This window comes from Prauserella aidingensis (genome assembly GCF_024171865.1).
In the GTDB taxonomy this organism is placed as follows: domain Bacteria; phylum Actinomycetota; class Actinomycetes; order Mycobacteriales; family Pseudonocardiaceae; genus Prauserella; species Prauserella aidingensis.
Genome location: NZ_JAMTCN010000008.1, coordinates 15792 through 30424 on the forward strand (window position 1 = coordinate 15792; position 14633 = coordinate 30424).

A 14633-nucleotide genomic window follows, 5' to 3' on the forward strand; every position below is an offset into this window, starting at 1 on the left:
CCGGGAACTCTCCCCGGCGGCCCGTTCGTCTCGTTGCAGGCCGGTGGTCAGAACTCGCCGCAGTTGGTCGGTGCGGCCTCGCCGCGGACGCGCTGGTCCAGCCAGTGGTACGCCCGCGGGTAGGCGCTGACGTTGCCGCCGACGTGCGTCGGGACGGCCAGCGTGTCGAACTGCACCGTGGCGCCCCGCTCGCACCACGAGCGGGCCATGTCACGACCCTGCGCATACGGCACGATGTCGTCGAGTCGGCTGTGCGCCACGTACACGGGCACCTCGGGCTTGATCGTCCCGATGCGCTGCTCCTCGACGGTGCTGCGGAACGGCTCCTCCGCGAGGTAGTCGCCGATCGGCCTGCCGTCGACCGTCAGTTCCGACGTGCGCGTGAACAGGTGGCCGAGCAGTCCGTCCCCGGTGCAGCGCTCCTCGATCTGCGCCCGCACCTGTCGGCCCTTCTCGTTCAGCATGTCCTCGATGCCCAGCTCCGGGTACGCCTCGTGCATGCTCGCGACGGCGAACAGCAGGAACGCCGACGCGTAGTGCCCGTCGAGCTGTTCTGCCACCGCGGACAGGTCCGCGGGAGGCGCACCGGCGAACGAACCGATGAGGTCGACGTCCGGGGCGTACGAGGGCTGCAGCTCCGCCGCGGCCGCTGACGCCCCGCCGCCCTGCGAGTACCCCGCCGTCAGCACCGGGCCGTCCGACGGCAGTTCCGCGCCGGGGAGTCGCCGGGCCGCGCGAACCATGTCGAGCACGGCGTGCGCCGTCGCCTTGCGGTTGACGTACGTGTGGACACCGGGCGTGCCGAGGCCCTCGTAGTCGGTGATGGCGACGGCGTAGCCCTTCGCGAGCATCCCAGCGATGAACGCGCCCTCGTACTCCATGCCCGCGGCCATGGCCTTCGACGGGGCGCAGTGGTCGCCCATGCCCTGGGTGCCTGCGGCGTAGCCGACGATCGGGCGCAGGCCGGGACCGTTCCACTCCCGGTGCGGTGTGAGCACGGTGCCGGTGACCGCGTTGGCGTCGCCGTGGGTGTCGGTGCTGCGGTACATGACGCGCTGCGCGTCCGCGGGGGCGCGGGTGAGTCGCAGTGGGTCGAGGAAGAACGCGGTCTCCTCGTGCCGGACGACGTCCCCGGGCTCGCCGTCGGGAAGCGGGGACGGCGGTGTGTAGAACTCGTCGCTCGCGGCTGCGACCGGCGAGGCCGATCCGGCGGGTGCTGCGGCGGGTGCTGCCGACCCGGCCGGCGCTGCCGACCCGGCCGGCGCTGCGGCCGCCGGGGCGGAGGTCAGGATCGACGCGGCGACAGCGGATGCGGCGACGGTGGCGAGAGACGCGGTGAGGCGTCCCCTGCGGGCTGATCGCATGAGGCTCCCCGGCTGGGATGTGACGACGTTGTCTGGAAGACGTTCTAGCCGCGGGGAGATGTGAGATCAAGGTTTCCCTACTCGTCAGTAGGGAACTCACTCGTTCAGGGTAGCGAAGTGTGCCCTTGGGGGCGAGAACGTTCGCCGTCAGCAGGTGGCGAGCATGTCCTCGAGGGCGGCGTGCTCGGCCTCGTCGACTGTCAGCTCGTACTTGTGCTTCACGGTGATCCACATCGAGGCGTACGTGCAGTGGTACTCCTCGACCGACGGCTGCCACTCCGCAGGGTCGTCGTCGCTCTTCGACATGTTGGAGCCGGCCGACACGGCGATGAGCTGCGGCGCGGACAGGTCGTTGGCGAACGCCTCGCGCTCGTCGGTCGTCCACTCCGCGGCGCCGGACACCCAGGCGTTGCCCAGCGGCACCACGTGGTCGATGTGGAACTCGGACGGATCGCTCGACGTCTCGCCGTCGTACTCGCTGTACCAGTCGCCGTCGGTCGGGTAGCAGTCGTTGCCCGTCTCGACGCTGTCGCCGTCGCGTTCGAGCACCAGTTCACGGGTGTTGCAGTTGTCGTCGTGGCTGCTCCAGTGCGGGAACAGGTCGCGGTCGTAGCCGTCCATGGAGCCGTCCGCGGCCACGGTCAGCTCGGCGAGCTGCGCCTCGGCCTCGGTGGGCGTGGGGATGCCGGGCGGTTCGGCCACGGCCGTGCCGCCCAGTGACAGCGTCAGCGCGGTCGCGGCACTGACGACGAGTGCGGAGTTTCGGAACGTGCGAGGAAGGGTCACGACAGACACCTCTCAGCGGGGAACATGAGGTCGGTCCAGCAATGTGAAGGACTTTCCGAATGTCTCCGAGAGAGGTAACGATCTCGTGAACCCTGGGCGGATTCAGACCGAGGTCGGGGGCAGAACCAGACGGAAGTCGTGAGTGTGCCGGTACCAGGTCCACCGCGACATGGTCCGCGGGTACGCCACGCCGTCGGATTCGGGCACGACGTCACCGCCGCCCAACTGGAACGCCCTGCCCGTGAACGTCCGCCGCCGTTTCAGCAGCTTCCCCCTGGTGATCGTGACGCGCAGTCCGCCGGACGCCGTGTCGCTGCCCGCCTCCGGGTCGGGCCACACCTCCAGCAGGGCGGCCTCGCCGCGCAGCGCCTCGGTGTCGTCGCAGTAGCCGACACCGCGTGGCCGCCGCACGACGCCGTGACCCAGCAGCAGACCGCCCGCGTCGTCGCGGACCAACGGCACGCCCCGCGGCTCGCCGGACCGCGCGACGTCGAACGCCCGCGCCCGGTCGGTCGGCACTCCCCACAGGTTCGCCACCTGCGACGACGGGTCGGTGGGCACGTATCCGACGGACACGTCGTCGAGCCGGTTCTTCCGCAGCAGCCGCAGCGCCACCGCGGCCAGGTCGGCGTCGTCGCCGACCACCACGAGCCGCTGCCGTCCCGCCTCCAGCAGCGGGTCGACGTGGGCCTTGCCCGGACGCGGCGGCAGTTTCGCCTCGTCGACCCCCTCCGGGAGTTGAAATCCCAGCTCAGCGCCTCCGCAGAGCAGTACCGGTCCCCGCACGGATCACCCCTCGGTTAGGCTCGTGTACCGGCATTTCGACAGTCACCGACGGACGTCAGTGTCAAGCAGCATCCACAGCCACCTCACACCTTGGAGTTTCACATGCCGGCCATCGTGCTCATCGGTGCCCAATGGGGCGACGAAGGCAAGGGCAAGGCCACCGACCTGCTCGGCGACAAGGTGGACTGGGTGGTGCGCTACCAGGGTGGCAACAACGCGGGACACACCGTGGTGCTGCCCGACGGTCAGGACTTCGCGCTGCATCTCATCCCGTCCGGCATCCTCACACCGGGCGTCACGAACGTCATCGGCAACGGCGTCGTCGTCGACCCGGGCGTGCTCCTGGACGAGCTCGAAGGCCTCGAATCGCGCGACATCGACACGAGCAGGTTGCTGCTCTCCGCCGACGCGCACTTGATCATGCCGTACCACGTGGCGATCGATAAGGTCACCGAGCGCTACCTGGGCAGCCGCAAGATCGGCACCACGGGCCGCGGCATCGGGCCGTGTTACCAGGACAAGGTCGCGCGCGTCGGCGTGCGCGTGCAGGACCTGCTCGACGAGAAGATCCTGCGGCAGAAGGTCGAGGCCGCACTGGAGTTCAAGAACCAGGTGCTGGTGAAGGTCTACAACCGCAAGGGTCTCGACGCCGCCGAGGTCACCGACACCGTCCTCGAGCAGGCCGAGCGGTTCCAGCACCGCATCGCCGACACGCGGCTCGAGCTGAACAAGGCGCTCGAACGCGACGAGACCGTGTTGCTCGAGGGTTCGCAGGGCACGTTGCTCGACGTCGACCACGGCACGTACCCGTACGTCACCTCGTCGAGTCCGACGTCCGGTGGAGCCAGCGCGGGTTCGGGCATCGGGCCGGGGCGGATCACGACCGTGCTCGGCATCCTCAAGGCCTACACCACGCGCGTCGGCTCGGGGCCGTTCCCGACCGAGCTCGACGACGAGGCGGGCGAGAACCTGCGCAAGTCCGGCGGCGAGTTCGGCGTCACGACGGGCCGTTCCCGCCGGACGGGCTGGTTCGACGCCGTGATCGGCCGCTACGCCGCCCGCGTCAACGGCATCACCGACTACTTCCTCACCAAGCTCGACGTCCTCTCCGGGCTGGAGACCGTGCCGGTGTGCGTGGGCTACGACGTCGACGGCGAGCGCACCGACGACATGCCGATGACGCAGACCGACGTCCACCACGCGAAGCCGGTGTACGAGGACCTGCCGGGCTGGTGGGAGGACATCAGCGAGTGCCGCACCTTCGCGGACCTGCCGAAGAACGCGCAGGCCTACGTCGAGCGGCTCGAGGGGCTGATGGGCACGCGCATCTCGGCGATCGGCGTCGGCCCGGGCCGCGAGCAGACGATCGTCCGCCACGAGTTCGCCTGACGAGACGCGCCCGGCCCGCGTGTCCTGACTCGGGCCCGCGTGTACTGCGCTCGGACCCGCGAGGTCTGCGTTCAGGGCCGCGTGGTCTGCGCCTGCCCGTCGCCCGGTTGCCGGCCCTCACCGACGCGCTGCCGGGCGGCCGGGTTCTCGCGAGTGCTGCACTGGCCGGCCGGGCCCTCGGCGGTCGTGGTCGTCGCGGTCCGGTCCTCCAGCGCGGCCAGGGCCGCGGCGACGTTCGGGGTTCGGCGTCCGCCGCGGCGCGTGCAGGTGAGGAACGTCCGGGCGGGTGCGTTGTCGCCCGTCGGGACGCGTCGCAGGTCGAGTCCGGGCGGGAGTTGCGAGAGCCGGGGGTAGAGCGCGACGCCGAGTCCGAGGTGGACCAGAGTGGCGACCAGGCTCGCGTCGCAGGCCTCGTGGGCGATCGCGGGGCTGAACCCGGCCGCGGTGCAGGCGGCGAGGACGTGGGCACGCGCAGGCGCACCGTCAACGACGGGTGCCGTGCGCGCAGGCTCGCCGCGACCGGCCCGAGGAGCCGGCACATCGCCGTGGGGAACGCGGCCATGCGCAGGGTGCCGGTCGGGCCGCCCTGTGTGGCGTCGAGTTCGGCGCGCGCGTGCTGCCAGTGGACCTCCATGGCGTCGGCGTGCGCCAGCAGGGTGCGGGCCGCGTCGGTGAGGCGGACGGTGCGGCCGAGCGGTTCGAGCAGCGTGACGTCGAGCTCGCGGCCGAGTTGGCGGATCTGCTGCGATGCCGCCGACGTCGTCAGGTGCAGGGCGGCGGCCGCGGCGGTGACGGTGCCGTAGTGGTCCACGGCCCGCAGTACGTGGAGTCGGCGCAGGTCGATCATGAAGGCCATTCTTCACGGTATTGCCGAGAGATCGAACCTGGATCTTCACGTAAACCACGCGCACCGTGGAGCCATGACGACATGCCCGTACTGCGGTTGGCCGGACAGCGACGTCGTCACCGTGCTGTCCCGCCACCGGACGCCCGAAGGGGAGACCGTGTGGACGCGCTGCGCCTGCGGCTCACTGCAAACGCGCGTGATCGACGCCGCGGGCACGAAGGTGGTCCTCCGCGGCCGCCCGCACGAGCCGGAATCCCCGCGCAACGTGACCGCCCCCGGTGACGTCCCCTGCGAACGATGAAAGCCCCCAAGGGCACTTTGGCGGCTCCCTCCCGCCGGCCCGGCCACCGCCCCTCAAGGACACGCTGGCGCGTGGCGGCATTCAATGCGACCAAAGTGCCCTTGGGGGCAACCGGCTCCGGGTTACTCGGCCGCCTCGATGACGACGTCCGGGTGGTCGGCGAACAGGCCGTCGATGCCGGTGTTCCAGACCGTCTCGGCCCAGCCGAGGGAGTCGCCCCACTCCGCGGGGTCGTCGGACGAGTCGTAGTCGGCGGGCAGGAACTCGTTCTCGGCGCGGAAGGTCCACGGCACGACGCTCAGCCCGGCGGCGTGGGAGTCGTCGACGAGCGACGTCGGCTCCGTGGAGTTGCCCGCCTCGTCGAGCGGGATGATCTGCGAGATCGACGGCCCGAGCCCGTCGGCGTACGTGGCGATCTCGCGGAGACCCTCCGGCGTGGTCATGTCGGCGTACGTCCGCGGGTCACCGGACTTGACGAAGTCGTACGGCGCGCCGGAGGCCGAGGTCAGCTGCACCAACGGCACGCGCAGCTCGTCGTCGAGCTCCTTGAGGTTGCCCACCTCGAACGACTGCACCTGCACCTTCGCGTTCGGGCGGTTGAGGTGGTTGCGGTTCAGCGCCTCGACCAGCTTCGGCTCCAGTGCGAGTCCCTGCTCCTGGAAGTACGTCGGGTGCTTGGTCTCGGGGAAGATGCCGATCGGCCGGTGCAGCTCGCGGCTCAGCCGCTCGGAGAGGTCGATGACCTCCTGCAGTGTCGGGATCTCGAAGCGGCCGTCGTAGATCGTGTTGTTCGGCCGGATCTCCGGCAGCCGCTCCTTCGCCCGCAGCGTCTTGAGCTCGGCGAGCGTGAAGTCCTCGGCGAACCAGCCGGTCATCGGCTCGCCGTCGACCATCTTGGTGGTCTTGCGGTCGGCGAACTCGGGCCGGTCGGCCACGTCGGTCGTGCCGCCGATCTCCGGCTCGTGCCGGGCGACGAGCACGCCGTCCGAGGTCGTGACGAGGTCGGGCTCGATGTAGTCGGCGCCCATGCGCGCGGCCAGTTCGTACGAGGCCAGCGTGTGCTCGGGCCGGTAGCCGGACGCGCCGCGGTGGCCGACCACGATCCGGTCGTCGGCGTGCGGCCCGCCGCGGCCGTGGGCGGAGTCCGATCGGGCCTGCTCGGCCTGCGAAGCCCCGGACTGGGCGGCTCCGGGAACCGCGCCCGTGGTGGCGAGTATCGCCAGTGCGCCGAGCACCGCCACGCCGAGGCGCTTACGGAATCGGGGAATGAATGCCATGAGTCGTCGCTGCCCTCTCTCGATCCGGTAGGGACGTTCGCCCACATTCGCGGCCGCGGTCGACCGCCCGGCGACAGCGTGGCAGCCACGGAGGTACATGCCGATGAACGAGCGGAGATGGGCATGTCTACGCTGAGGAATCGTGCGCTTCCTGGTTATCGGCTCCGGAGCCCGCGAGCACGCCCTCGTTCTCGCCGCGTCCCACGACCCGGCAGTGACGGCGATCGCCTGCGCGCCCGGCAACGCCGGCACGGCGGCTCTCGCCGAGCCGCTCGGTGTCGACCTGACCGACCCGTCGGCCATCGCGGCCCTCGCCGAGCAGTGGCGGGCCGACCTCGTGGTGATCGGCCCCGAGGTGCCGCTCGTCACCGGTGCCGCCGACGCCGTCCGCAAGGCGGGCATCGCGTGCTTCGGCCCGTCGGCGGCCGCGGCGCGGATCGAGGGCTCGAAGGCGTTCGCCAAGGACGTCATGACGGCCGCCGGGGTGCCGACCGCTCACAGCGAGGTCGTCGACAATCCGGCGCACCTCGACGCGGCGCTCGCCCGGTTCGGTCCGACCTGGGTCGTGAAGGACGACGGTCTCGCCGCGGGCAAGGGCGTCGTCGTCACGGCCGACGTCGAGCAGGCGCGCAAGCACGCCCTGATGCTGCTCGACGGCGGCCACCCGGTGGTGCTCGAGTCGTTCCTCGACGGTCCTGAGGCGTCGCTGTTCTGCCTCGTAGACGGGCGCACCGTGGTGCCGCTGCTGCCCGCGCAGGACTTCAAGCGCGTCGGTGACGGCGACTCAGGCCCGAACACCGGCGGCATGGGCGCCTACACCCCGCTGTCGTGGATTCCCGACGGCTTCGTCGACGACGTCGTCGAGCGGATCATCCAGCCCGTGGTCGACGAGATGGCCGCGCGCGACTCGGCGTTCACCGGTCTGCTGTACGCGGGGCTGGCGCTCACGAGCGACGGCCCGCAGGTCATCGAGTTCAACTGCCGGTTCGGCGACCCCGAGACCCAGGCCGTGCTGGCGTTGCTGCGCACGCCCGTCGCCGGGGTGCTGCACGCCGCGGCCACCGGCACGCTCGCCGAGCAGCCGCCGCTCGAATGGGCCGACGGCAGTGCGGTGACGGTCGTGGTGGCGGCCGACGGCTACCCGGGCAAGCCGCTGGTCGGAGACGTCATCACCGGTGGAGAGGCCGAGGGCGTGCTCCACGCGGGCACCCGCAGGCGTGAGGACGGTGCGATCGTCTCGAGCGGCGGCCGCGTGCTGTCGGTGGTCGGCACCGGTCCTGACCTCGAGGCGGCCAGGAGCGAGGCCTACGAGCGGGTTTCCCGGGTGAGCCTCGCCGGTGCACACCACCGCACGGACATCGCGGCACGGGCGGCCCGCGGCGAGGTGTCGGTCCCGGAGGCCTGAACCGCCGAGGCCGGAACCTCGGAACGGAACCGCCGAGGCCGGAACCTCGGAACGGAACCGCCGAGGCCGGAACCTCGGAACGGAAGCGCGGAACCGGATCGCGGAGCCGTTCTCGGTCGAGTCGTGCACCCCCGAGCCTGCGCTGCGCATCTCGGCGGCGCCGGCCGACGGTGGAAATCCCGACGATCGGAGGGAACCGTCGGCAGGGTGCGGTCGTCAAAGTTCAGGTCACTGTCACATTCTGGTTGGTAGCCTGCGTGGGACACGGACGACTACCGGCCGTTACAGGGGGGTGCGCATGCCGTCAGAGGCGAGCGAGACACGGGTCGACGGGCAGGCCGGCGCGGAGGCCGCGTTCGCCGCCGGTGACGTCGCGTTCGGGGGCGATGCGGCCGGTGCGAACGGCGCGGACTCCGGCGACGCTTCCCACGCGGCCGACGGCTCCCCCGATGCGGGTGGTCCGGACATCACGCCCGGTGCCGGTGTCGTCCCTTCGGTGCCGTCCGCGTCGGACATCGACGTCGCGCCGGATCGGGTCGCCGAGGTGGCGCGGGTCATCGAGGCTCAGGCCGAGGCCCTGGAGAAGAAGCTGTCGGAGCACCTGGGGTCGCTGCACATCCCCGCGCCTGCCGAGGACATCGTGTCGAAGAACGCGATCGCGGCGTGGAACGACGTGGTCAGCGCTCCCGAGGACTCCTACGCCGCGCACGCGCGCACCTACGCCGAGGATCTGCGGAGCTTGGCGATCCAGCTGCGCAGGGCGGGCGAGAAGTACGCCGAATCCGACGAGGAGAAGGCCGATGCCCTCGGTGGCGGACGCGGCCTTCCGGGCTGACACCGGTCCGTTCCGATCCCGGCGCCCGCGCCGGGCGGGCAACGCTGTCCAGGTTTTCTCGACCGTGCGGTCGAAGCGGAAGTAGAGGGAAATCGACATGGCGATGGATGTCTCGCAGCGTGCGAACGAGATCCGCAACCACCGGTTCGACGGCTACACCAACGAGATGCTGGCCAGCGAGGTCGAGGTGTTCCGCAGCGGATCCGGTGCAGGTGGCATCGGCGAGGCCGTGAACGCACTGAAGGCCGTCGGCAAGGCCCTCAGCGAGACCGAGCAGACGCTGCGCACCGAACTGGGCAAACTCGGGGTCGAGTGGCGTGGCGACGCGGGTGATCAGGCGTACCGGTGGATGACCGGGCAGGCCGACTTCTCCGAGGAGGCCCGGTCCAAGGTCGAGGTGTGTGCGCAGAAGGTCTTCGCCCAGGGCGAGGCGTTCAACCGCACGGTGCACAAGCTGCCCGACGCCGAGTCGCTCCGGCAGGGCTCCGGCGGCCACGGCCTCATGGACTCGGTCGGCAGCCTCCTCGGTTTCGAGACCGACAACGCCCGGCGTGTCGCCCAGGGGCAGGAGGCGCGTGCGCAGGCACTCGAGGCACTCAACGGCTACGCGAGCGCGTCCGGTGACAACCTGTCGGACCTGCCGCAGCTGAGCGCCCCCACGCCGATGTCGGCCGTCGTGTCGGACGTGCCGACCGAGGTCGACGCCGGTGGGCCGCCGCACGCGCCCGACGTGACCGACGTGCCGGCGGGTACGCCGTCCGACGACGGCACCGAGTCGGCGGGCGCGGCTCACCCGGTGGCGCCGCCCGCGACGCCGGTCGAGCGTCCCGTGGCCCCCGCGCCGATCCACCACTCCCCGCCGCCGTCCCAGTCGCCCGTGCAGCCCGGCGTTCCGCTCGCTCCGCCCCCCGGGACCGGTTCGGCCCAGCCTGCACCGAAGCCGAGTACCGCGCCGTCGTCGACGACGCCGTCCACGAGCGCACCCGTGACGTCGTCTCCGAGCGCGGGCTACGGCCACGTGAACGTGCCGCGTCCCGGGTCGAGTTCGGGCTCGCCGCAGTATTCCGGTTCTCCCCAGTACCCCGGCGCTCCCCAGTACCCCGGTTCGACCCAGTACCCGGCCGGTACGGCCCAGCCGGGCGGCCAGGGTGTCGCGCCCGGCGGCCCGGGTGCCCCTGCCACCGGCGGCGCCCCTGCCACAGGCGGTGCCCCCGGCGCGGTCGGGAAACCGGCGACGCCCGGCACTCCGGCCGCCCCCGGCGCTCCCGCGACGCCCGGCACTCCGGGGACGCCCGGGACTCCGGGAACACCCGCCACTCCGGGACAGCCGGGCGGCCAGTCCGGTGTCGGCAGGTTCCCCTCCGGAGGCGGCGTCTCCCCTGTCGCTCCCGCACCCGGTCCCGTCACCGGCGCGCCCGCTCCCGGCAGCGGTGGCGGCGCGGCGGTGCCGCCTCCCGGCATGGTCGGCGGCAAGGCGGGTGCCCCCGTGTCGGGAGACCAGGACCTGCAGAAGGGCAAATCCTTCGGTGTCGCACCGGTCGTCGGCGGCACGGCGGCGCCCGGCGGAGGCGGTACGACGGCGTCGCCGAAGGCGGCCGGACTCGGCGCCAACGACGTCGGCGGTGCCGCGGGGGCCGTGGCCGCGGGCGGTATCGCCGGTGCGTTGGCGGGAGACAGCGAACGAGGCGCGGGCCGGGGCGGTGCGCCGCGGTCACCGCATCAGGCGCAGATCGGCGACCTGCCCGAGGAACAGTCCCGTGCGCAGCAGAACCAGACGTCGAAGTCCGAGCAGGACCGGCGCAGCATGATGCAGAAGGCCGCGCCGCAGGAGGGCGACGAGGACGACACGCACGTGCGCCGGTACGGAGTCGACGACAAGGACCTGTTCGCCGACCAGCGGATGGTCGCTCCCGACACGATCGGCGACCCGAACGCGGAACAGCGGTGAGGCGCCGGTGACGACCGGACACAGCGTGGTGCTGTCCACGCTCGAGTTCGACATGCTCTGGGAGGCGGAGCGGCTGCCGCGCAGGCACCCGGCGTTGGACGTGCCGAGTGCGGGCGTGACGCACAGCGATCGGGCCGACCTGATCGAACAGGCGTGGGATTCGCTGGCTCGGCGCAGGCTCGCCAAGGGTCACCAGGCGACGAGCGACCTGGTGGACATGTTGAACCTGTTCGTGCGGCCCGCGGTCGCCATCGACATGTGGGTCTGGACCGATCGGCAGATCTCGGGCGTCGCCGTGAGCACGGGAAGCCAGGCGCTGATGGGAGTCGTGGACGGCGACGAGGTGTGGCTGATCCCGGCGCGGGACTCGTCGTTGCCGGAGTCGGCGGTGTCGGTCGCGGGCGACACGGCCGCGGGTATCGGCTGGTCGGCGACCCTGCCGCACGACGTGCTGGTCGACGCCGACCGCGAGGCCGGTGGCGACGCGCGGGCACTCGTGGGTGCGTTGGCCGACCGCGGTGTGGCGCTGAGCGAGGCGCAGGAGGTTGCGGCGACGCTGGCGGGTCAGACCGTTCGTGGCCAGTTCGGTGCGCAGGCTTGCGCGCGCGACGGTGGCGTCCGCCGCGCACCCCGTGTCGTGTCGTTCTTCGACAGCGACAAGGGCCGCTACCTGCTGCAGGTCGCGCCCGGCGGTGACGGCAGGTGGTGGGCGACGGTGGCGCCCGCGGACAACACGCTGCTCGCACGCCGGGTGTGGGAACTGCTCGACGAGATGTGACCTCCTCGTCGCCCGGACGTGCGACGAAAGCGGGCTTGCGCCGGATTCCGGCTCGCGCCGATAGAGTTGAGCGGAACCGCCGGTGCGGGCATGGCGTCATACCGGCGACGAGCGGATCGCTTTCGTGAAGGGGGATGGCCACCGTGCCGGTTTACGACGCCGAATCCATGCGGAGCACGGCTGGGAAGGTCGACGGTATCGCCGACCGGATCGTCGAGGACAAGGCGAAACTGCGTGGCGTCGAGGGGGAAAGCCCGTTCGGGGAGGTCGAGGAGGAGGACGACCCGGAACGGGTGGACGACGCGCTCGGTTCGTTCACTGCGGGTATGCAGGCCGAATTCGACGCGGCGCACCAGCACATGGCCGAGGCCAGCGGAGCGCTGCGCAACGCGATCGCCGCGATGTCCGAGGCGGACGCGCAGGCGGCGAGCAATCTGACGATGCGGGGCGAGGCCTGACATGTCGTTGGGGATGCCGGAGAACTGGAGCCAGGTCGAATCCAGAGCGGCGAAGGTCGAAAAGGTCGATCCGGGCAGGATTCAGAGCGTCGCGCAGGAGTTCAAAACCGCGTCGCAGAACGCGGGTGACCATTCCGCGGAGTTGAGGAACGCGGCCTCGCCGCTTTCCGAGGGAGGGGTCTGGAACGGTCCCGCGGCGGACGCGTTCTTCTCGTACGTCGCACAGGTCGCCTCGGCGGGCAAGCGTGTCAAGGACAAGCTCGACGAGGCCGCGGTCGAACTGAGCGAGCTGCAGCAGCAGCTGTCCGAGCTCAAGAAGTCGATCAACGAGACGAAGTCGGCCGCCAAGCAGGAGATCGACGAGCGCAACAAGCAGGCCGAGCAGCGAGCCCGGCAGGCGCAGAACGCGGCGGACGGCGAGGGCGGCGGTCAGGACCCGGAGGCGATCCGTGACGAGGCGCGGCAGCAGAACCGGCAGACGGCGTCGCAGGCGGACGAGCGGATCAAGGGCCTCCTGAACCAGGCGAACCAGGCCATCAAGAAGGCCCAGCGCCTGATGAAGCAGGAGATCGACGGTGGGGGCGGCTACTCGCAGGTCCCGAAGCCGGGACAGGCGCAGTCGCAGATGGCCGACACCGGCGGTATCAGCAACCCGGGAAGCGCGCCGAGCGTCGGCGGTGGCGGTGGCAGCGGCGGTGCCGAAACGGCCGTCGGCGGTGGCGGCGGACTCGGGTCGAGCGGTGGCCCGCCCGCGGGTCCACCCCCCGGCAACGTGGAGCAGTGGATCAAGGAAGCCATCAAGGTCCTCCGCGAGAACGGCATCCCCGTCACCGAGGAGAACATCGACCAGATCTGGACGATCATCGAGCACGAGTCCGGTGGCGACCCCCGCGCGATCAACGACTGGGATTCGAACGCCGCGAAGGGCACGCCGTCGAAGGGTCTGATGCAGTGCATCGACCCGACGTTCGATGCGCACGCGTTGCCCGGTCACGGGGACATCTGGGACCCGGTCGACAACATCATCGCCGGCGTTCGCTACACGTTCGACCGCTACGGGAGCCTCGAACAGCACCCGGGCCTCGAGTCGATCGCCTCCGGTGGCGGCTATCAACCGTACTGACCGCGCTACCTCTGCCGGGGGAAAGTGCGGCAGCGGGGACATGAAAGTCCCTTCACCGTCGGCTCAGTGGGGTTTCACGGGGCGGCGGCATCGTTGACGTCATGAGCGAAGAGCAGTGGCAACCGGACGAGACGCAGCTCCACGACCTGTGGACCGCCGTCGCCGGGACGAGCGGTGACACCGCCGTCGACAGCCGCGTCACTCACCGCGACGTCCAGCGGGCGTCGACGACCGTGGCCGCGCGGGTGACCGTGGCGCGCGCCGACGGTTCCCGCGGCACCGACACCTACTGCGCCAGCACGTCGGAGAAGGCGCGCCCGGCGATGCGGATGTCCGACGGCGAGCGTGAGCTCGGCGTCTGGCGGTTTCCGCACGACCCGGCGTTGCCGGGACTCGAGGGCGCCGTCGACCCCGGCCGGTTGCGGAACCTGCTCCGCGGGCTCGGCCTGCCGACCGGCGACCCGCGACCGACCGTCCGTTCGTACCGGCCGCTGCGCCGGGCCGTGGTCGAGGTGCGGACCGGGCGGGCGACGGTGTTCGTCAAAGTGTTGCGGCCCGACAAGGTCGAGCACCTGCACCGGCTGCACCGCGCCGCCGAGGGCGGCATCGCCGCCGAGAGCCTCGGCTGGACCGACGACGGGCTGCTCGTGCTCGCGGGTGTCGCGGGCACGCCGCTGCGGCGACTGCTGCTCGGCGGCAACACGATGGAGCTCGAACGCGTCGATCCCGCCGAGATCGTGGCCACGCTCCACGGTCTGCCGGAGGCGTTCGCCGACCACGCCCGCAGGCGGAGCTGGGTCGATCAGGCCGGGCACTACGCCGACGTCGTCGCCCGGGTGCACCCGAAGGCCGCCGCCACGGCACACGCCGTCGCCGAGGCCGTGGCCGTGCCGACCGGAGCCGCGCCCGTGCCCGTCCACGGCGACTTCTACGAGACGCAGCTGCTCGTCTCCGGTGGCCGCCTCGTCGGGTTGCTCGATCTCGACACCGCGGGCGCGGGCGATCCGCACGACGATCCGGCCTGCCTCCTCGGCCATCTGTCGGTGCTGTCACGAGTGAAACCGGAGCGGGCACCGGTGATCGACCGGTTCACCGCGCGGTGTCTGCGCGAGTTCGACAGGCACTGGGACCCGGCGGCACTGCGGACGCACGCCGCCGCCGTGGTGTTGTCGTTGGCGCCGGGCGCGCACCGCACCGGACAGCGAGACTGGCGCGCGATCCTCGAACAGCGGCTCGACCTGGCGTGGAACTGGTGTCACGCCGACGATCCGCTCGCCGTCTGAGCCGGCACTCGCGTTCTGTCGTTCGCCGGCCTTCGAGCCCTCCGCAGGCTGTC

General features: G+C 71.4%; 14 protein-coding genes and 1 pseudogene. 9 read left to right on the top strand and 6 right to left on the bottom strand.

The window, feature by feature from the left end; all coding sequences use genetic code 11:
• Positions 1-47: 47 nt before the first annotated feature.
• From LY13_RS11055 to LY13_RS11065, 3 genes are all read right to left on the bottom strand, one after another.
• Positions 48-1364 (bottom strand): lipase family protein, encoded by a 1317-nt coding sequence (locus tag LY13_RS11055; RefSeq protein WP_253828271.1) that lies wholly within the window; start codon positions 1362-1364, stop codon positions 48-50.
• 147 nt (positions 1365-1511) lie between these two features.
• Positions 1512-2150 (bottom strand): HNH endonuclease family protein, encoded by a 639-nt coding sequence (locus LY13_RS11060; protein ID WP_253828272.1) that lies wholly within the window; start codon positions 2148-2150, stop codon positions 1512-1514.
• 102 nt (positions 2151-2252) lie between these two features.
• Positions 2253-2936: a hypothetical protein gene (locus LY13_RS11065; RefSeq protein ID WP_372493811.1), complete on the bottom strand. Its 684-nt coding sequence runs from the start codon at positions 2934-2936 to the stop codon at positions 2253-2255.
• A gap of 102 nt (positions 2937-3038) precedes the next feature.
• Here LY13_RS11065 and LY13_RS11070 point away from each other — a divergent pair, with 102 nt between their 5' ends.
• On the top strand, positions 3039-4325 hold the full coding sequence (locus LY13_RS11070; RefSeq protein ID WP_253828273.1) for an adenylosuccinate synthase: 1287 nt from the start codon (positions 3039-3041) through the stop codon (positions 4323-4325).
• Positions 4326-4396: 71 nt separating this feature from the next.
• On the opposite strand, the gene LY13_RS25945 is transcribed toward LY13_RS11070, so the two are convergent.
• The gene (locus tag LY13_RS25945; RefSeq protein WP_308216308.1) at positions 4397-4864 is read right to left on the bottom strand and encodes a LysR substrate-binding domain-containing protein; all 468 of its coding nucleotides are present in this window, start codon (positions 4862-4864) and stop codon (positions 4397-4399) included.
• Positions 4865-5043: 179 nt separating this feature from the next.
• A pseudogene (locus LY13_RS25950) lies at positions 5044-5181 on the bottom strand (LysR family transcriptional regulator); the annotation flags it as partial.
• Positions 5182-5245: 64 nt separating this feature from the next.
• Here LY13_RS25950 and LY13_RS11080 point away from each other — a divergent pair.
• Positions 5246-5473 (top strand): hypothetical protein, encoded by a 228-nt coding sequence (locus LY13_RS11080; protein WP_253828274.1) that lies wholly within the window; start codon positions 5246-5248, stop codon positions 5471-5473.
• A gap of 122 nt (positions 5474-5595) precedes the next feature.
• Here the strand turns inward: LY13_RS11080 and LY13_RS11085 are convergent, their stop codons facing one another.
• Positions 5596-6750: a glycerophosphodiester phosphodiesterase gene (locus LY13_RS11085; RefSeq protein WP_253828275.1), complete on the bottom strand. Its 1155-nt coding sequence runs from the start codon at positions 6748-6750 to the stop codon at positions 5596-5598.
• Positions 6751-6892: 142 nt separating this feature from the next.
• Between LY13_RS11085 and purD the strand changes: the two genes are divergently transcribed.
• From purD to LY13_RS11120, 7 genes are all read left to right on the top strand, one after another.
• Entirely contained in the window at positions 6893-8155 is a 1263-nt protein-coding gene (purD, locus tag LY13_RS11090) for a phosphoribosylamine--glycine ligase (RefSeq protein WP_253828276.1), read from the top strand.
• Between the two features lie 298 nt (positions 8156-8453).
• A complete protein-coding gene (locus LY13_RS11095; protein ID WP_253828277.1) occupies positions 8454-8990 on the top strand; it encodes a PE domain-containing protein in 537 nt (178 codons plus the stop codon).
• Between the two features lie 97 nt (positions 8991-9087).
• Positions 9088-10938, top strand: coding sequence for a PPE domain-containing protein (locus tag LY13_RS11100; RefSeq protein ID WP_253828457.1), 1851 nt, complete (start codon positions 9088-9090; stop codon positions 10936-10938).
• A 7-nt stretch (positions 10939-10945) separates the two neighbouring features.
• Positions 10946-11716 carry an ESX secretion-associated protein EspG gene (locus tag LY13_RS11105; protein ID WP_308216309.1) on the top strand — a complete coding sequence of 257 codons (771 nt, stop codon included), beginning with the start codon at positions 10946-10948 and terminating at the stop codon, positions 11714-11716.
• A gap of 143 nt (positions 11717-11859) precedes the next feature.
• Positions 11860-12174 carry a hypothetical protein gene (locus tag LY13_RS11110; RefSeq protein WP_253828278.1) on the top strand — a complete coding sequence of 105 codons (315 nt, stop codon included), beginning with the start codon at positions 11860-11862 and terminating at the stop codon, positions 12172-12174.
• A gap of 1 nt (position 12175) precedes the next feature.
• The gene (locus LY13_RS11115; protein WP_253828279.1) at positions 12176-13297 is read left to right on the top strand and encodes a transglycosylase SLT domain-containing protein; all 1122 of its coding nucleotides are present in this window, start codon (positions 12176-12178) and stop codon (positions 13295-13297) included.
• Positions 13298-13398: 101 nt separating this feature from the next.
• Entirely contained in the window at positions 13399-14580 is a 1182-nt protein-coding gene (locus LY13_RS11120; protein WP_253828280.1) for a phosphotransferase family protein, read from the top strand.
• Positions 14581-14633: the final 53 nt, after the last annotated feature.

Coding starts and splice junctions, on each gene's coding strand:
- LY13_RS11055 (WP_253828271.1), bottom strand. CDS start 1,364: ATGCGATCAGCCCGCAGGGGACGCCTCACCGCGTCTCTCGCCACCGTC.
- LY13_RS11070 (WP_253828273.1), top strand. CDS start 3,039: ATGCCGGCCATCGTGCTCATCGGTGCCCAATGGGGCGACGAAGGCAAG.
- LY13_RS11080 (WP_253828274.1), top strand. CDS start 5,246: ATGACGACATGCCCGTACTGCGGTTGGCCGGACAGCGACGTCGTCACC.
- LY13_RS11085 (WP_253828275.1), bottom strand. CDS start 6,750: ATGGCATTCATTCCCCGATTCCGTAAGCGCCTCGGCGTGGCGGTGCTC.
- LY13_RS11095 (WP_253828277.1), top strand. CDS start 8,454: ATGCCGTCAGAGGCGAGCGAGACACGGGTCGACGGGCAGGCCGGCGCG.
- LY13_RS11100 (WP_253828457.1), top strand. CDS start 9,088: ATGGCGATGGATGTCTCGCAGCGTGCGAACGAGATCCGCAACCACCGG.
- LY13_RS11115 (WP_253828279.1), top strand. CDS start 12,176: ATGTCGTTGGGGATGCCGGAGAACTGGAGCCAGGTCGAATCCAGAGCG.
- LY13_RS11120 (WP_253828280.1), top strand. CDS start 13,399: ATGAGCGAAGAGCAGTGGCAACCGGACGAGACGCAGCTCCACGACCTG.